This is a genomic window from Brevibacterium epidermidis NBRC 14811, assembly GCF_001570805.1.
In the GTDB taxonomy this organism is placed as follows: domain Bacteria; phylum Actinomycetota; class Actinomycetes; order Actinomycetales; family Brevibacteriaceae; genus Brevibacterium; species Brevibacterium epidermidis.
The window spans coordinates 87,678-105,290 of record NZ_BCSJ01000003.1; the positions used below are offsets into that span (position 1 = coordinate 87,678).

A 17,613-nucleotide genomic window follows, 5' to 3' on the forward strand; every position below is an offset into this window, starting at 1 on the left:
CACGGCGGCCGCATTCGGCACCGCTGCCGATTCCTACCAATATACTAACCAATCGGTCGGTAATTGTCATGGGCCGATGAGCGAACGAATGACATGTGACACCGTTCACTCTCTGCTTTATGATCGAAGTCAATTACTGACCAAACAGTCACCCAAGTCAGTGAAGCACCGGCAATGACGCCCGCAACGAAAGATCCTCTCATGTCCACCACATCCGGTCCCACCGCAGGCCAGCCGCCCGCGCCCCAGTCGATCACCCGCGAGGAACGCAAGGTCCTCGCCGGCACCCTCGTCGGCACCACCATCGAGTGGTACGACTTCTTCATCTACGCACAGGCCGCCGGCCTCGTCCTCTCCGCTCAGTACTTCGGCCCGCTGGCCTCTGACAATCCGGCCCTCGGACAGATCATGGCGTGGGCGTCTCTGGGCATTTCGTTCCTCTTCCGACCGTTGGGCGCAATCATCGCCGGCCACCTCGGCGATCGGATCGGGCGCAAGAAGATGCTCGTGCTCACGCTCATCCTCATGGGGGCCGCGACCTCGCTCATCGGTCTGCTGCCGAACTACGCGATGATCGGCATCGGCGCACCCATCCTGCTCACCCTGCTGCGGATCCTGCAGGGCTTCTCCGCCGGCGGCGAATGGGGCGGGGCGGCACTGCTGTCGGTCGAGCATGCTCCGATCTCCAAGCGCGGCATCTTCGGCGCCTACCCGCAGATCGGCGTGCCGGTCGGCATGATCCTGGCCACCGGCGTCATCTGGGTGCTCACCACCCTGCTCACCCCCGAACAGTTCGCGAGCTTCGGCTGGCGGATTCCGTTCCTCTTCTCCGTCGTCCTAGTGATCGTCGGCTATTACATCCGCCGCCAGGTCGAGGAGTCCCCGGTCTTCGCCGAGCTCGCCGAACGCAAGGCCGAGTCCTCGGCCCCGCTGGGCATCCTGTTCAAGAAGAACACGAAGGAAGTCATCCTCTCCGCGCTCATCTTCATCGGCAACAACGCCGTGGGCTACATGATCATCGCGTTCTTCGCCGCCTACGCCTCCCGCCCCCTCGACGAGGGCGGATCCGTCGGCCTCGACCGGGCACCCGTGCTGCTGGCGACGACGCTCGCAAGCTTCGGCTGGCTGGTGTTCACGATGTGGGGCGGTGCGCTCTCGGACAAGCTCGGACGCGTGCGGACCTTCCAGATCGGGTACGTCCTGCTCATCGTGTGGCTCATCCCGACGTTCCTCATGATCGATATGGCGAACATCTGGATGTACGGAATCGGCATCTTCGTCCTCACCGTCGGCATGGGCCTGTCCTACGGCCCGATGTCAGCGATGTACGCGGAGATGTTCCCCGTCGAGGTCCGCTACTCGGGAGTCTCGATCGGCTACGCGCTCGGTGCGATCCTCGGCGGCGCCTTCGCCCCGACCATCGCCGAAACCCTGCTCGCCGAGACCGGCTCATCGATCTCAATCGCGATCTACATGATCATCGTGTGCATCATCTCGCTCATCGGCGTCAGCCTCGTCAAGGAAACGAAGGGCGTCGACCTCGGCCTGACCAAGCACCACTGAGGCTGCAGCGAACCCCCCAGTTCGTCACCTGCACCTCGATTTCCTGGTCGATCCACGGTGAGTCCTCCGCCTGAAACGCCGTGGATCGACCCAACAATCCACCGAGGCGGCGCACCCACTCAGCAGCTCTCGCATAGGCTGATGAGATGACCCTGCCAGACCACACGAACCCGACTTCCCTCGCGTATCCCGACATCGAAGCCGCGGCGGCCCGGATCGCCGGGCAGGTCCGTCCGGTCACGGTCACCCAGCAGGGGAACGACGGAATAGTCTTCGCCCTCGAGTTCATGCAGCACACCGGCACGTTCAAGGCCCGCGGTGCGCAGAACTTCATCCAGGCTCACCTTGCCGAAGGCACCTTCCCCGAGGCGGGAGTGACGATCGCATCGGGCGGCAACGCCGGACTCGCCTGCGCATGGGCGGCACGTGCCGCCGGTGTACCGGCGACCGTGTTCCTGCCGACCACCGCGCCGAGCGTGAAGGTCGAACGGCTGCGATCGTATGGTGCGCGAGTGGAGTTGGTCGGTTCCGAATTCGCCGAGGCGGCCGCCGCCTGCCAGGAATTCGTCGAGTCCTCCGGTGCGCTGGCCTCGCACGCCTACGACCATCCGCTCATCGCCGCCGGCGCGGGCACCTTGATGACCGAGATCCTCGAGCAGGTGCCCGATCTCGACACGGTCGTCGTCTCGGTCGGAGGCGGCGGTCTGTTCGCCGGCGTCGCGACGGCCGCGACTCATCACGGAGTGCGCACTGTCGCGGTTGAGCCGGAGAACTGCCGAGCGCTGAGTGCAGCGATCGAAGCGGGCGAACCGGTCGATGTCACGGTCGATTCGGTGGCAGCGGATTCGCTCGGAGCCCGTCGTGCCACTTCGCTGGCGCTGGAGGCGGCACGATCAGATCTGGTCACCTCGGTGCTGGTCAGCGACGACGCCATCATCGAAGCACGACAGCGACTGTGGGACGAACACCGGCTGGCGGTCGAGCATGCGGCGGCCACGGCGTTGGCGGGAGTCAGCGGTGGTGGCAGAGGGAAGACTGCCAGCGACGGGAAGTCGCCGGGCGGTTATGTTCCGGCCGAAAAAGAGAAGGTCTGCGTCGTCCTCTGCGGGACGAACACGAGCCTCAGCGATCTCTGAATCACGGGGACGGCCACCTCGGCGAATCGAGCGCCGGAAGTCAGCATAGTCGAACGTTGGACGTCAGCGCGTTCGGTCGCGGTCCTTGGACTTCAGCGAGGCCTTGATGAGGCCGAAGATCGCGAGCGCCACGACGACGGTGATGATGGCTTTAACGAGGAACCAAGCAATGGAGAACGCGACGTTGACCACCCACCACGCGATGATGATGGCGATGATCGCGCCGATGATGCTCCACACGGTACTCATCTTCATGCCTCAAGCCTAGGCCCGAGTGCACAGCCGTGCAATGCGCGCGGTGATCGTCCCAGCCGATCCTCAGCACGGACGCGGTTCGTCAGCCGAGCGCGGCAGCGGTCCGCCCTGCACCGGTCGTCCGAGGTGCCGCACCGGACCGAACTGCGCGGGCCGACCAGCGGCGGTCGGCGAAGCCCACCTCGATCGGATGGTCGAAGGCGGCAGAGACCTGCTCGGAGGTGAGCACCTCGGCGATGGGACCGGCGGCGGTCAGTCGCCCGTCGGAGATGAGCGCGGCGTGAGTGGTCGTCTCGGGAATCTCCTCGAGATGATGGGTGACCAGCAGCGTCGACAGCTCCGGCGAGCGCAGAGACAGGGCGTCGATGGTCTCGAGCAGCTGTTCGCGTGCGGCCACGTCGAGTCCGGTGGTCGGCTCGTCGAAGAGCAGCAGCTGTGGTTCGGCGATGAGCGACCGGGCGACGAGCGCACGCCCGCGCTCCCCCTGTGACAGCACCTTCCACCCGGCGTCGGCGCGGGACGTCAGTCCCACCTCGGCGATCTGGGCATCGGCCTTCACGACATCCTCAGGCGCGGGCTCCCACCGCATGGGACGTTCGACGGTGCCGGTCAGCCCGGTGAGGACGACCTCGCGGACGGTGAGGTTCGACCGCAGCGGATGACGTGGATTGACGTGACCGATGAGGCGGCGCAGCGCGGCGAGCTCGACCCGACCCATGCGTGATCCGAGGATATCCACGGTGCCCGAGGTCGGGAACACCTGCGCCGAGGCGAAGCTCAGCAGCGTGGACTTCCCCGCCCCGTTCGGACCGATGAGCACCCAGTGCTCGCCGGCACTGACAAGCAGATCGATGCCGTGGAGTATCTGCGTCTGCCCACGCCGGAATGTCACATCAGCGATATCGAGGACGGTCTTGGCCACGCCTCACTCACCTCTCGCGGACCCGCACGGTCCAGTTGATCCATGCGCCCCGCCTTCGGGCAGGGCGAATCCGAGTCTAGGCGCGGATGTCGCCGAGGCGGTCCTCGCCGATCGATACCGAGTTCCACATCCTGGGTCACGGTGGCACCCCGCAGGCGACGACGGCAACGGGCCATAATGGAGTCATGCACAACGCCGCCGATTCGAATGAGGACCTCCGCGAGGAGTATCGCATCAAGATGCGCGGTCGGCTCCTGCGCCGGTCCGCTTCGTTCAATGTCGCCCACGCCGTCGACAGCCTCGAACCGGGCACCGGCGCTCAGAGCATCCAACGCGCGCTGACGCTGCTCAACCTCGTCGGCCTCATCGCCGGGGAGCGGCGCGAAGGCGCGAGCCTGTCCGAGCTCGCCTCGATCAGCGGCCGCCCGAAAGCCAGCGTCCACCGCATGCTCCAGGCGCTCATCGCCATGGGATACGTCGAACGCCTCGAGGAGGGCGGGTACCGCCTCGGCGTGCAGTCGCAGATCCTCGGTCAACTGGCTCAGAAATCGGTGGATCCGCTGGTCACGGAGTCGGAGTCGAGCCTGATGCGCTTGGCCGAGCTCAGCCAGGACACCGTCTTCCTCACCCTGCGCACGGGCAGCTATTCGATCTGCGCCCGCCGCGAGGAGGGCTTCGGTGAGATCTTCAACAACGCCCTGTCCGTGGGCGACCGTCACCCATTGGGCATCGGCGCCGGATCGCTGGCGATCCTCTCCGAGCTCTCCCCCGCCGAGGCGGACGCCCAGTTCGAGGCCAACGCCGAGATCCTCGCCGAGAGGTATCCGAAGGTCTCCGTTCCGCATCTGCGTGACATCATCGATCAGGCCCGCATCGACGGATTCGTCCACAATCCCGGGCTCTTCGCCAAGGGGTCGTGGGCAGTGGCGGTTCCGCTGCGCATCCGCGGATCGCGGCCGCGTGCGGCCCTGTCGATCGCCTCGATCGCCGACCGTGTCACCGGTTCCCGGGTCGAACGTCTCGTCGCTCTGCTGCGCCGGGAGGCGAAGGCCATCGCCGAGGCGCTGAGTTCGCAGACCGACCTCACCCCTGACTCCGGCGACCTCTGAGGCGGCCTTTGTTCCCCTCGCGCATGACTCCTGCGGGCGGATCCACCTCGAAATCCGCTATTGGATCGAGACGGATCCACCCGCAGGAAGCGCCGATCTGCTTACATGCGCACGGGGTCTGACCTCCTGGTAGCCTGACCACTAGCAACGTCGGGCTCCCGGTTCCCGAGTCACCACGTGACTGGCTGGCCCCAGAGCTGACGACCCCCAGGTGTTGCCGCGGCAGCCTGGGGGCGCTTCGTACTCACCCCGGGTCCGGCTCCAGCGCACTGCGCGAACTCCGGTAGCGTGAGGGCATGCCGGAGACTCCTGATGCCACGACCGTGTCCCTGACGATTCCCGAACTGCGTGAATTGTGCATTGCAGCGATCACCGCTGCCGGTGGGTCACCCGCGCTGGCGCAGTCTCTGGCCGAGGCGACCGTAGCGGCCGAGCGACGGGGCAAGACCGCAGTGGGCACGGCGCATCTCTTCGATTACCTCGACGGCCTTGAGGCCGGCCGCATCAACGGGCAGGCGCAGCCGAAAGTGACGAACAAACTGCCCGCAGCGCACCACGTCGACGCCGACCGCGGCACCGCGCAGCTCGCCTTCGATGCAGCCTTCGACGACTTCGCCTCGTCCGCCGAATCGCTCGGCATCTCCGTCCTCAACATCGCCAACGCCTTCACCGCCGGAGAGCTCGGCTGCTATACGACGCGGCTCGCCGAACGGGGCCTGGTGGCGTTTGCCGGGGCCAACTCACCGGCGCTGATGTCGCTGTTCGGCACACCGGGCTCGGCGACCGGAACGAACCCGTTCTCGTTCGCCGTTCCCCATAACGGTGGCCCGCGCATGTTCGATCAGGCGACCAGCGCCACCGCGTGGGTCACCGTCCGCAACGCCGCCGACCGGGGAGAGACGATCCCCGACGGATGGGCCCTCGCACCCGACGGGGCGGCCACGAACGATGCCGGGGCCGCCCTCGCCGGTTCCCTGCTGCCGTTCGGCGGGGTCAAAGGCAGCAATGTCGCGCTCATGATCGAACTCCTCGCCGTCCACGGCGGGGGCCGCTTCTCCGTCGACGCACCCGCCTTCGACTCGGGTCAGGAGAGCCCGGGCACGGGACTGTTCGTCATCGCGATCGCGGCCGATGCCTTCGACCCTGGCTATTCGCAGCGGGTCGCCGAGCATCTTGACCGTCTGCACGCACGGTTCGGCTTCGACTTCGGCCGCAAACGCAGCCTCGAGGTCGTCGAGCTGCCGGAGGAACTCCACTCGGTGCTCCTCAGCCGCGCCTGAGCTTCACCGACCGCTCGAGTTGCCGTCGACCTCGCACCGCATAACTCGGTACAGCGACGGTAACTCGAACGGTCAGTGGGCACGACCGACGCTTGAGTGCGCAGTCGGTGCGTACGTATTTGGAACAGCCAGAGCGGTCGCACCTTCCCAGAAATCGGCCGACCGGAATGGGCTCAGCGACCGGCCCTCAGGCCCCTAGACCGGCACGGATGCGGCGGACGGCGTCGTCGAAAGACTCCCCGGTCACCTCGGCGGCCGCCCCCGGATCACCGGCGTCGACGGCATCCATGAGTCGGCGCTGGTGCTTGAGCAACGGCGCCTTGGCGTCGGCCGAGATCTCCCGCCTGGCACCGACGAGTTTGTACGCCCGGCAGCGCAGCCACAGGGTCCGGATCGTCTCAACGAGGACGGGATTGCCCGAGGCGGAATATATCGTCGCGAGCAGCTCTTCGTCGTGGTCGAGATACTCTGAGGCATCGCCGGAGTCGAGAGCCGCCTCCATCGCCGCGAACTCCTCATCGAGCCGCGCCCGGCCCGCCCCATCGAGCTTCTGCGCGCCCTGGACCGTCGCTTCGACCTCGAGGATGCGACGCACCGAATAGATCTGCAGCAGCTCCTCGGCGGTGAATTCCTTGACCACGGCCCCGCGGTGCGGGCTGGTCTCGACGAGCCCGACCTCCTCGAGTCGGGCCAGCGACTCCCGCACGGGCATGACGCTTGTACCCAGGGACGCCGCGAGCTGGCGGATCCGCAGTCGATCTCCACTGCGATATTCGCCGGAGAGGATGCTCGCCTGCAGCGCTTCGAACACTTGGTCGCCGATGCGCGGGCCGATCTCGGTCTGGGTCTCGCTCATAGTCGACAGTCTATCCACGCCGAGGCAGCAAGCAGCCCCTTCAATGAGCTCAGTCCCACGGCGCCGTGGATACGCCGACCGCTCAGGTTGCCGTCGACCGCTCGCCGCATAACGCGGTACAGCGACGGCAACCTGAGCGGTCGGTGCGAAAGCGGTTCTAGCGCAGGACGACGGTCCTCTTGCCCGAGAGGAACACACGTCCGTCGCAGTGCCACTTCACGGCATTGGACAGCGCCTTGCATTCTGCGTCGCGACCGGCGGCCACGAGGTCCTCGGGAGTGAAGGCATGGTCGACCTCGACGAGCTGCTGAGCGATGATCGGCCCCTCGTCGAGTTCGGAGTTGACGAAGTGCGCGGTCGCCCCGACGGTCTTCACTCCGCGCTCCCACGCCTGGTGGTAGGGCTTCGCGCCCTTGAAGGACGGCAGGAACGAGTGGTGGATGTTGATGGCCCGTCCTGTGAGCTCGCGGGCGAGGTCGTCGGAGAGGATCTGCATATAGCGGGCGAGCACCACGAGGTCGACCTCGAAGCGGTCGACGAGTTCGAGCAGCTTCGCCTCGGCCTCGGGCTTCGTCTCCTTCGTCACGGGGATCCGGAAGAAGGGGATGTGGTGCCATTCGACGAGCTCACGATGGTCAGGGTGGTTCGACACGACTGCGGCGATCTCGATCGGCAGCTCGCCGACCCGGGCGCGGAAGAGCAGGTCGTTGAGGCAGTGCTCGAACTTCGAGACCATGATGAGCACCCGCCGCTTCTGCCCCTGCGGCCACAGCTGCCAAGTCGCTCCGAACTCCTCGCCGATCGCTTCGAAGTCGGTCCGCAGAGCCTCGACACCATTGCCGGGCTCGTCGGAGACGCTGAAGTCGATGCGCAGGAACAGCTGCTGGGTCGACTGGTCGTCGAACTGTTTGAGTTCCTTGATGTCTCCGCCGTGTGTGAGCAGGGCACCGGTCACGGCATGCGTGATTCCGGGGCGCTCGGCGCATTCGAGGGTGAAGATGTAGTCCTGCATGTCCGTATCTTTCTGTCTGTGGGGCGAAGTCCCGGTGTCCCAGTCTGCCGCATAATGGCGATCGGCATCGGCACGGTCGACCGGTCGTAGCTCATTCGGTGAGGAACTCCGCCATTCCGTCGAGCAGCCAGCGGACCGTGAAGTCCGCGAAGCTCGCCCGCGGGTAGACGCGGTACGTGTCCTCACCGCTGTGGTGAAGGATGACCGGCACGGGACCCAGAGAGGTGACGATCGCGGATCCGAGGCCGAAGGCGCGGGGGTGGAGATCCGCGCGGCAGCTCTTCTCGAGCACGTCCCGGGCCTTCTCCCCGGTGAGTTCGAGGATCGTCCGGTTAGCTGAGAGATCGACGGCCTGTCCGGGCAGTCCCTCGAGTCCCGCCTCGGCGACGATCGTCTCGCCGGGCTGCTGGCAGCGGGAGACGTCGACGGCAAGGAATTCGTCGGGGCTCAGCCACAGCACGTGCTGAGCCGCCGGATCACCGGTGACTTCGCCGACGCTGCGCGGCAGACTGAGACCGAACGTGTCCTCGAGTGACTTCCACGATGCGGAGTCCGGCTGTGCCCTCAGGCCGATCTGCACCGTGAAGGGCAGTTCGCGCAGGCCGACGCTGCGGCCGCCGGCGGCAGTCGCCTCGGACATCAGCCCGGCCAGGTGCGCGGCCGGTGAAACCCGCAGGTCATCGAGTCCGCTCGACCCGGTGCCCGCGTGGGCAGCCTGCGTCTCAGCGGTCGAGGGGGACTGTGCCGTCGCAGGGGTGGAGTAGGTGGTGTCAGCCATCGCGGCGGTTTCCTTCCGGATCGTAGAAGACGGGCGAGGTGATCTCGACGTCGACGAGGGTGTCGCCGAAGGGAGACTTGACGATCTCTCCTTCGCGGTTGCGGCCGTTCTCGACGAGTGCGAGACCGAACGGCCGGTCGCGGCTCGGCGAGATATAGGACGAGGTGACGTGTCCGATCATCGGCACCGGTCCGTCCTCCGGTGTGACGGGGGTGCCCGCCGCAATGAGCTGGGCGCCTTCGGCCAGACGCGTCGTGCCGTCGACCGGCAGGACTCCGACGAGGTGTTTGCGGTCCTCGCGGGCCGTGTCGACTCGGGAGTAGGAGCGTTTGCCGATGAAGTCCTTGACCTTCGAGACGATCCACTCCATGCCCGCGTCCTGCGGGGTCACGGTGCCGTCGGTGTCCTGGCCGACGATGATGAAGCCCTTCTCGGCACGCAGCACGTGCATGACCTCGGTGCCGTATGGGGTGATGTCGAACTCGGCACCCGCCTCGGCGACGGCCTCCCAGACTGCCAGCCCGTAGAACGTGTCGACGTTGATCTCGAAGGCGAGCTCACCGGAGAACGAGATCCGGCAGATGCGAGCCGGAATGCCGCCTTCCAAGGTAGTCTCGCGGAAGCCCATGAACTCGAATGCCTCGTTCGACACATCGAGATTCGGGGCGACCTTGGCGATGACATCGCGCGACCGAGGTCCGGCCACGGCGACGGTCGACCACTGTTCGGTCACCGAGGTGAAGACGACGTCGAGGTCGGGCCATTCGGTCTGATGCCATTCCTCGAGCCACTCGAGGACGGTCGCCGCCCCGCCGGTGGTCGTCGTCATGTAGTAGCGGTCCTCGGCCACGCGCAGGGTCACACCGTCGTCGAAGACCATGCCGTCGGGCTTGCACATCAGCCCATACCGACCCTTGCCGACCTTGAGCTTCTTGAAGCCGTTCGTGTAGATCTGGCCGAGGAACTCCCCGGCGTCCTTCCCGCGGATCTCGATCTTGCCGAGCGTCGAGGCGTCCTGGAAGCCGACGGATTCGCGCACGGCCTTGCCCTCGCGCAGCACCGCCGCCTCCATGTCCTCACCCGGCTTCGGGTAGTACCAGGGACGCTTCCACTGCCCGACGTCTTCGAACTCGGCACCGTGGGCGACGTGCCAGGGATGAATCGAGGTGACCCGAGCCGGGGCGAAGAGCTCGCCCTTGCGCCGTCCGGCCAGTGCCGCGAAGGGCACCGGGGCGAAGGGGGCGCGGAAGGTCGTGTGCCCGACCTGTCCGAGGTCGTCGGCCTTCCCCAGCACCGAGGCGATCGCGCCGATCGCGTTGACCGCTGAGGTCTTGCCCTGATCGTTCGCCGTCGAGATCGAGGTGTAGCGCTTGATGTGTTCGACCGAGCGCATGCCCGCGCCCATCGCCCGCTGCACGTCGGCGACGGTCTGGTCACGCTGGAAGTCGATGAAGTGCGTGGTCAGGGCCTCGTGGTCGTCCTGCGCCGAGGTGACCAGCCACAGTGGACGGGCCGGAGCATAGGCCATCGCTGAGGCGGCGGGGACGGAGAGCGCGGCCGGGAAGCCGGTGCGGTTCGCCGCCTGGTTCCCCGCCTCGGCGCCCTGCCGCAGAGCCGCTTCGAGCGAGTAGTCCCCGGTCACTGCTCCGACCGTGAACTGGTCGCGCACGGGCGTCGTCGGCACGAAGGCCGCGATGTCGCCGTTCCAGTGGATTGTGCCCTTGCGCTGACCGTGGAGATGGATGACCGGCGAATGTCCGCCGGAGACCGCGAGCAGGTCGACGGGAATGCTCTCACCGTTCTCGGCTGCGACCCCGTCGTCGTCGAGTCCGGCGACAGTGATGGCGCTGACCCGTCCGGCTGGGCCGTCACCGGCGGTGCAGGTGACGGCAGAGCCGAGGATGAGCCGGGTGCCCGTAGCGGTGGTGACGGATTCGGCGATCGCCGAGGCTGAGGTGCGGGAGTCGATGACCGCGGGGACGGTGATGCCTGCCGCGTGGAGGTCGGTGACGAGGTCATAGGCGGAGTCGTTCGTCGTCGCCACCGCCACCTGGTCACCGGCGGCCACACCAAAGCGGCCGAGATAGGTGCGCACGGCCGAGGCGAGCATGATGCCGGGTCGGTCGTTGTCCGCGAAGACGATCGGACGGTCGTGGGCGCCGGTGGCGAGCACGACCTGACCGGCGCGGATATGCCAGACCTTCTGGCGCACTCCGCGGCCACCAGCAGCGGCGACGGCATCGGTGCGGTCTTCGAGGGCGACGAAGTAGTTCGAGTCGTAGCTGCCGAAGACGGTCGTGTTCTTCACGTACGTGAGCTCTTCGTGCTCGGCGAACCCGGCGACGGTGGACTCGACCCAGGCGAGGGCGTCGACGCCGTCGATCGTTTCGGCCGTGGCCGGTCCCGCCGCGAGCAGCGAGCCGCCGGGCAGGGACTGGTCGTCGAGCAGCAGGGTGCGCGCACCGGACTTGCCAGCTTCCCTGGCCGCGGCGAGTCCGGCGGGGCCTGCGCCGACGATGAGGACGTCGGTGTGCACGTGCTTGTGTTCGTAGGTCAGTTCGTCCTGGCCGGGGTCGAGGATGCCGAGTCCGGCGAGGTAGTCGGCCTCGAGTCCTTCGGCGATGGCGACACGGGTGGCGGGCAGCATCGATTCGGAGACGTCTCCGGAGTACCGGGAATGCACGCGGACGAGCGCATTGGACTCCTCGACGCCGGCGCCGAGGATGCCGCGGGCGCGTCCGAGGTAGGTCGAGTTTCCGCAGTCGATGCGGCCCGCGGCGATGAGCGCACTGGCGATCGTGTCACCGGCAAAGCCCGAGTAGGTCTGCCCGTCGACGGTGAAGTCGATCGGGCGGGTGGTGTCGATGCCGGTGGCAGAGGACAGTCGAGACGCGGAGTGCAGGCGGGTGGTGTTCGTCATCGAACCTCTCCTTGCGTGTCGGGACGGGGCGAGCCGATCGGGTAAATCGCGGTGAAGTCGTAGGTGGCCGTGTCGCGGATGGCGTTGAACCACTTCCGGCAGCCGGCGCTGTGGCTCCACATCTCCGCAAAGGCGCCGCGGCTGTTCTCACGGTAGAAGAGGTACTCGGCCCATTCCCTGTCGGTCAGGGCGTGCGGGTCTTCGGGGTAGGGAACGTGCGCCTGTCCGCCGTAGTGGAATTCGGTTTCGTCGCGTGGCCCGCAGTTCGGGCAGTGGATGAGCAGCATGTCGGTGTCTCTTTCCTTCCGAGTCCGGCTCAGTGGGCCACGGCTGCGGCGCCGTGTTCGTCGATGAGGTGACCGGTTTCGAAGCGGTCGAGGGCGAATGGGGCGTTGAGCGGGTGAGGTTCGTCGTTCGCGATGGTGTGGGCGTAGGTGAAGCCCGCCGCCGGGGTGCCTTTGAAGCCGCCGGTGCCCCAGCCGCAGTTGGCGTAGAGTCCTTGGACTTCCGTCTTCGACACGATCGGTGAGGCGTCGAGGGTGACGTCGACGTTGCCGCCCCAGGTGCGCAGCACATGGGCGCGGGCGAAGATCGGGAACAGCTCGACCGCGGCGGCCAGCTGCTCCTCGATGACGTGGAAGCCGCCTCGTTGACCGTATCCGTTGTAGGAGTCGACGCCGGCGCCCATGACGAGTTCGCCTTTGTGCGCTTGGGAGACGTAGACGTGGACGTGGTTGGACATGACCACGGTCGGGTGCACGGGTTCGAAGAGTTCGGAGACCAGGGCCTGCAGCGGATGGGTCTGGATCGGCAGGCGGATCCCGGCCATGTCGGCGAGCACCGAGGAGTCGCCGGCCACGGCCAGGGCGACCTTCTCCGTGGCGATCGGTCCGCGGTTCGTCTGCACACCGACGACCTGGTCGCCGATGCGTTCGATGCCGGTGACCTCGCAGTTCTGGATGATGTCGACGCCCATCTCGTCGGCCTTGCGGGCGAAGGCCCAGGCGACGTGATCGTGCTTGGCGATGCCGGCGCGCGGCTGATAGGTGCCGCCCATCACGGGGTAGCGGAGGTCGTCGCCGATGTTGATGATCGGGCAGACTTCCTTCACCTGCTGGGGGTCCAGCCATTCGGCGTCGACGCCGTTGAGCGTGTTCGCATTCACCCGGCGCTGGGATTCGCGGACGTCCTGGAGGGTGTGGGCGAGGTTGAGCACGCCGCGCTGGGAGAAGAGGAAGTCGTAGTCGAGCTCTTCGGGAAGCTGCTCCCAGAGCTTGAGGGACTTCTCGTAGATCGCGGCGGATTCGTCCCAGAGGTAGTTCGAACGGATGATCGTCGTATTGCGGGCCATGTTGCCCCCGGCCAGCCAGCCGCGCTCGAGAATGGCGATGTTCGTCATTCCGTGGTTCTTCGCCAGGTAGTAGGCGGTGGCGAGTCCGTGTCCGCCGCCGCCGACGATGACGGCTTCGTAGGACTTCTTCGGCTCCGGGTTGCGCCACAGGAAGTCGGGGTGTTCGGGAAGCTGGTCAGCCATCAGCGTGCTCCGATCTCGGTGAGGGTGGGGTACAGGGGGTGGTCGTTCGCCAGTCGGGTGACGCGTTCGCTCAGTTCGACGATGATCTCCGGGCTCGCGCCGCTCTCGTCCGTGCCGGCCTTGAGCACCTCGGCGATGATGTCGGCCGCCTCGGCGAATGCTTCGCTGCCGAATCCGCGGCTGGCGAGCGCCGGGGTGCCGATCCGCAGACCGGAGGTGACCATCGGCGGTCGCGGGTCGTCGGGGACGGCGTTGCGGTTGACGGTGATGCCGATCTGAGCGAGCAGATCTTCGGCCTGGGCTCCGTCGAGGGTCGAGTTGCGCAGATCGACGAGGACGAGGTGGACGTCGGTGCCGCCGGTGAGGACGGAGATTCCGCGTTCGGCGACGTCGTCTTCGGTCAGGCGGCGGGCGAGTTCGCTGGCGCCGGCCAGGGTCCGCTTCTGCTTGTCGACGAAGGTGTCGGTGGCGGCCAAGCCGAAGGCCACGGCCTTGCCGGCGATGACGTGTTCGAGGGGTCCGCCCTGTTGTCCGGGGAAGACTGCGGAATTGATCTTCTTCGCGATGTCCGCGTCATTGGTGAGGATGATGCCGCCTCGGGGGCCGCCGAGGGTCTTGTGCGTCGTCGACGACACGACGTGGGCGTGCGGGACCGGTGAGGGGTGAAGCCCGGCGGCGACGAGTCCGGCGAAGTGGGCCATGTCGACCATGAGGTAGGCACCGACCGCGTCGGCGATGCGGCGGAACTCGGCGAAGTCGAGCTGACGGGTGTAGGCCGACCAGCCTGCGACGATGAGCTTCGGCTGGTTCTCGTGGGCGAGGCGTTCGACCTCGGCCATGTCGACGCGTCCAGTCTCGGCATCGAGACCGTAGGGGACGATCGAGTAGAGGCGGCCGGAGAAGTTGATCTTCATTCCGTGGGTGAGGTGGCCGCCGTGGGCGAGGTTGAGGCCGAGGACGGTGTCGCCGGGACGGATGAGGGCGTGCATGACCGAGGCGTTGGCCTGGGCGCCGGAGTGCGGCTGGACGTTCGCGTACGCGGCTCCGAAGAGTGCCTTGACGCGGTCGATGGCGATGCGTTCGATCTCGTCGACGTGTTCGCAGCCGCCGTAGTAGCGGCGGCCCGGGTAGCCCTCGGCGTACTTGTTCGTGAGCACCGACCCTTGAGCTTCCATGACGGCCGAGGCGGTGTGGTTCTCCGAGGCGATCATCTCCAGGCCCTCGCGCTGCCGGGCCAGTTCGGCGTCGATGAATCCGGCGACCTGCGGGTCGAGTTCAGCGATCGAGGTGCTCAGTTCGACGGGTTCGCGGCTGGGGACGGTCCCAGCGGAAGCGCTCGTCGGGGCACTGGCCGTGCCGGCTTCGGCGGGGTTTGCGAGTTGCTCTGTCATGGATCTCCTTCGACCTGTTGCGATCAGTCCTTCCCGGCTGATCGGCAACTAATATATCAGCTGCGTTCCTGTAGTGTAGGCAGAGAATTCCAGCCAGCGCAATACGTTTTCCGCAGAGATTGGGAGGATTCTTCTCATGAGCACATCCGCCGACGCGACGTCACCGACGACGTCCTTGGCGAATCACGCCTATGAGATCCTCCGCCACCGCCTCATCATGCTCGACATCGCTCCGGGCGATCCGATCAACGAGGCGGCCCTCAGCGCCGAGCTCGAGGTCGGCCGCACGCCGATCCGCGAGGCCCTCAAGCGACTCGAACGCGATCACCTCGTGGTGTCCTATCCGCGGCGCGGCACCTTCGCCACCAACGTCGACCTCACCGATCTGTCGACGATCTCCGAGATGCGCGAAGCACTCGAGCCCATCGCCGCCAGGCGCGCGGCTCGCAACCTCACGCCGGAGCGTCGCGCGGATTTCACGGCAGCGATCGCCGGTCTCAAGGCACTCGAGGCGACCGACGAGCAGCGGACCCTCATGGAACGCGATCTCGATGTCCACCGCCTCATCTACAGCTCGGTGGACAATCCGCACCTATCGGAGACCCTCATCCGCCTCGACGATCTGGCCACCCGCATCTGGTGCCTCGTCATCCCGGGGATCCCGGATCTCGTCACTCACATCCGCGAGCACATCGATCTGCTCGAGGCGATCCTCGACGGCGACGAACAGACCGTCGCCGCCCACGCCGCCGAGCACGTCCGCGAGTTCGACAAGACCGTCCGCGCCACCTTGCGCTGAGCCCAGCCAGAACTGGACCCGCGCTTCACGGTCCCGTCATCGCACACAGATTCAGAGTCGCTGCCGCCCTGAACCACCGAGGCGCAGCGAGACCCGCTCCGCCGCCTGAACGCAGTGTTCGCCGAGCTCGGCGATGCGGGTCGCATCGGTGCGGAACTTCGGTGCGGCGATGAGGACGGCCGCGACCACTTCACCGCGATGGTCGTGCACGGGTGCGGCGATGCCGACCTCGTGCGGAGAGGTTTCGGCATCGTTGAGTGCATAAGCGGGACCGCCGGCGCGATCCGGGCCGTCGCCGGCGTCGCGGAACACCTTCACCGAGGCACTTCCCTCCGTCCGATATCGCGACCCCAGACTGGACGTATGCTTGACCGGCTCGGGACTCGGAACCTGTTCGACGGTGACCGCCTCGGCGCCGTCCCACACCATCAGCGCACTCGTCTCGGAAGTGGCCCGCGTGAGTGCCTGCAGGATGGGATACGCTGCCCTGCGAACATCAAGATCGGCCAACAGAGGGCCCGCGATCGCGATGATTCCCAGACCCAGCCGATACCGCCTGGACGGCGCCTGTTCGACGATCCCCTCCTGCTCGAGCGAGGCGAGGATCCGCGACACCGAACTCTTGTGCAGCCCCACGCGCGGTGCGATCTCGGTGACACCGAGCTCCTGCCGGTCCGGCGCGAAGCAGCGCAGGATGGCGACGGTGTTTTCGATGACCGAGGCACCGCGGCGTGGGTTGTCAGGCGATTGTCGGGACATGGTGTGAGTATATTCGGCAGCGAGGCCCTCAGGCCGGAATGATGTTGTGTTCGGCCCCGAACGGGAACTTCGTGATGTCCTCGGAACCGCTCTCCCCGACGACGACGATGTCATGTTCGCGGTAACCGCCGGCACCCGGCTGCCCCTCGGGAATGGTGATCATCGGCTCCATGGAGATGACCATTCCCGGCTCGATGACGGTGTCGATGTCTTCTCTCAGTTCAAGCCCGGCCTCACGCCCATAGTAGTGGCTGAGCACTCCGAATGAGTGTCCGTACCCGAAGGTGCGGTTTTCGAAGAGTCCGTGCTCGAAGTAGATCTCATTGAGTTCGGCGGCGATGTCCTTGCACACAGCGCCGGGCTTGATGAGTTCGATACCGCGTTTGTGCACTTCGACGTTGACGTTCCACAGCTCGAGCGACCGAGCGTCGGGCTCTCCGTAGAAGAGCGTGCGCTCCAGCGCGGTGTAATAGCCGGTCGGCATGGCGAAGCAGTTGAGGCTGAGGATGTCACCTTTTCGGATCTTGCGGGTCGTCGCCCAATTGTGCGCGCCATCGGTGTTGATACCCGATTGGAACCACACCCAGGTATCACGGATCTCCTGGTCGGGGAACGTCCTAGCGATCTCATGAGTCATCGCCTCAGTGCCGATGAGCGCGAGTTCGTACTCGCTGATGCCTTCGGTGATGGCGGCCTTGATAGCCTCACCGCCGAGGTCGCCGATTCGAGCGCTGTGCTTGATCACCTCGATCTCCTCGGGTGACTTGATCATCCGCTGGCGCATCGACTCCTTCGAGATGTCGACGAGTTCCGCTGCAGGGAAGGCATCTTGGAGCCTGTTGCGATTCTCGAGGGGCAGGTTGTCGTCTTCGACGCCGAGACGGCGCGGGTTTCCGATTCCGCGCTGACGCAGGCCCTCCTGGATCGCGTAGTAGTAGTTGTCACGACGCCAATCCGTGTACACGATGTTCTCCCCGTAGCTGGTTCGCCACGGCATGCCTGCATCGATATTCGCGGTGATCGTCACCGTGTCGTCGGCCGTGACGACCATGGCATATGAGCGACCGAAGTAGGTGAAGAGGAAGTCCGAGTAGTACTTGATGTTGTGATACGAGGTGAGGACCACTGCGTCGAGCTCCTTCTCGGCCATAATGGCGCGCAGTCCGGTCAGTCTCCGCTCCATCTCCCCATCGGAGAAGGTCAGCGGTGTCTTGGACCCGTTGTGGAGGACCTTGAGCCGCTCGAGGTCAGCGACGGAGGCGTTGTCAGCAAAGGTGGTCATGGGTTTCTCCTATTCGT

General features: G+C 66.3%; 16 protein-coding genes. 5 read left to right on the forward strand and 11 right to left on the reverse strand.

Annotated features, from left to right (window positions below):
* Nucleotides 1-201: 201 nt before the first annotated feature.
* Together BEP01S_RS02105 and BEP01S_RS02110 are read left to right on the forward strand one after the other, a co-directional pair.
* Nucleotides 202-1,563, forward strand: coding sequence for an MFS transporter (locus tag BEP01S_RS02105; RefSeq protein ID WP_062240099.1), 1,362 nt, complete (start codon nt 202-204; stop codon nt 1,561-1,563).
* Nucleotides 1,564-1,709: 146 nt separating this feature from the next.
* Nucleotides 1,710-2,699, forward strand: coding sequence for a serine/threonine dehydratase (locus tag BEP01S_RS02110; protein WP_062240102.1), 990 nt, complete (start codon nt 1,710-1,712; stop codon nt 2,697-2,699).
* Nucleotides 2,700-2,762: 63 nt separating this feature from the next.
* Here BEP01S_RS02110 and BEP01S_RS02115 read toward each other — a convergent pair whose 3' ends face one another.
* Complete coding sequence (locus tag BEP01S_RS02115) at nt 2,763-2,954, reverse strand: hypothetical protein (RefSeq protein WP_039211572.1); 192 nt, start codon at nt 2,952-2,954, stop codon at nt 2,763-2,765.
* Between the two features lie 82 nt (nt 2,955-3,036).
* Nucleotides 3,037-3,876, reverse strand: coding sequence for an ABC transporter ATP-binding protein (locus tag BEP01S_RS02120; RefSeq protein ID WP_039211573.1), 840 nt, complete (start codon nt 3,874-3,876; stop codon nt 3,037-3,039).
* 185 nt (nt 3,877-4,061) lie between these two features.
* Here BEP01S_RS02120 and BEP01S_RS02125 point away from each other — a divergent pair, with 185 nt between their 5' ends.
* Nucleotides 4,062-4,985, forward strand: a complete 924-nt coding sequence (locus tag BEP01S_RS02125) for an IclR family transcriptional regulator (RefSeq protein ID WP_062240105.1) — start codon at nt 4,062-4,064, stop codon at nt 4,983-4,985.
* Nucleotides 4,986-5,281: 296 nt separating this feature from the next.
* Entirely contained in the window at nt 5,282-6,265 is a 984-nt protein-coding gene (locus BEP01S_RS02130; protein ID WP_062240108.1) for an Ldh family oxidoreductase, read from the forward strand.
* A 187-nt stretch (nt 6,266-6,452) separates the two neighbouring features.
* Here BEP01S_RS02130 and BEP01S_RS02135 read toward each other — a convergent pair whose 3' ends face one another.
* From BEP01S_RS02135 to glyA, 7 genes are all read right to left on the reverse strand, one after another.
* Entirely contained in the window at nt 6,453-7,121 is a 669-nt protein-coding gene (locus BEP01S_RS02135; RefSeq protein WP_039211575.1) for a GntR family transcriptional regulator, read from the reverse strand.
* Nucleotides 7,122-7,278: 157 nt separating this feature from the next.
* Nucleotides 7,279-8,133 carry a formyltetrahydrofolate deformylase gene (gene purU / locus BEP01S_RS02140; RefSeq protein WP_039211576.1) on the reverse strand — a complete coding sequence of 285 codons (855 nt, stop codon included), beginning with the start codon at nt 8,131-8,133 and terminating at the stop codon, nt 7,279-7,281.
* Nucleotides 8,134-8,224: 91 nt separating this feature from the next.
* Nucleotides 8,225-8,911, reverse strand: a complete 687-nt coding sequence (locus BEP01S_RS02145) for a sarcosine oxidase subunit gamma (protein WP_083532456.1) — start codon at nt 8,909-8,911, stop codon at nt 8,225-8,227.
* On the reverse strand, nt 8,904-11,831 hold the full coding sequence (locus BEP01S_RS02150; RefSeq protein WP_062240111.1) for a 2Fe-2S iron-sulfur cluster-binding protein: 2,928 nt from the start codon (nt 11,829-11,831) through the stop codon (nt 8,904-8,906). The genes BEP01S_RS02145 and BEP01S_RS02150 overlap by 8 nt, the downstream gene beginning before the upstream one ends.
* Nucleotides 11,828-12,118 carry a sarcosine oxidase subunit delta gene (locus tag BEP01S_RS02155; RefSeq protein ID WP_062240114.1) on the reverse strand — a complete coding sequence of 97 codons (291 nt, stop codon included), beginning with the start codon at nt 12,116-12,118 and terminating at the stop codon, nt 11,828-11,830. The genes BEP01S_RS02150 and BEP01S_RS02155 overlap by 4 nt, the downstream gene beginning before the upstream one ends.
* A 29-nt stretch (nt 12,119-12,147) precedes the next feature.
* Nucleotides 12,148-13,365, reverse strand: coding sequence for a sarcosine oxidase subunit beta family protein (locus tag BEP01S_RS02160; RefSeq protein ID WP_062240117.1), 1,218 nt, complete (start codon nt 13,363-13,365; stop codon nt 12,148-12,150).
* Complete coding sequence (gene glyA / locus BEP01S_RS02165) at nt 13,365-14,756, reverse strand: serine hydroxymethyltransferase (protein WP_083532457.1); 1,392 nt, start codon at nt 14,754-14,756, stop codon at nt 13,365-13,367. Before glyA ends, BEP01S_RS02160 begins: the two co-directional genes overlap by 1 nt.
* A gap of 136 nt (nt 14,757-14,892) precedes the next feature.
* On the opposite strand from glyA, the gene BEP01S_RS02170 reads away from it, so the two are divergent.
* Nucleotides 14,893-15,555, forward strand: coding sequence for a GntR family transcriptional regulator (locus tag BEP01S_RS02170; protein ID WP_062240120.1), 663 nt, complete (start codon nt 14,893-14,895; stop codon nt 15,553-15,555).
* 51 nt (nt 15,556-15,606) lie between these two features.
* Here the strand turns inward: BEP01S_RS02170 and BEP01S_RS02175 are convergent, their stop codons facing one another.
* Nucleotides 15,607-16,314, reverse strand: coding sequence for an IclR family transcriptional regulator (locus tag BEP01S_RS02175; RefSeq protein ID WP_039211582.1), 708 nt, complete (start codon nt 16,312-16,314; stop codon nt 15,607-15,609).
* A gap of 28 nt (nt 16,315-16,342) precedes the next feature.
* The gene (locus BEP01S_RS02180) at nt 16,343-17,596 is read right to left on the reverse strand and encodes an aminopeptidase P family protein (RefSeq protein ID WP_039211584.1); all 1,254 of its coding nucleotides are present in this window, start codon (nt 17,594-17,596) and stop codon (nt 16,343-16,345) included.
* Between the last annotated feature and the right edge of the window lie 17 nt (nt 17,597-17,613).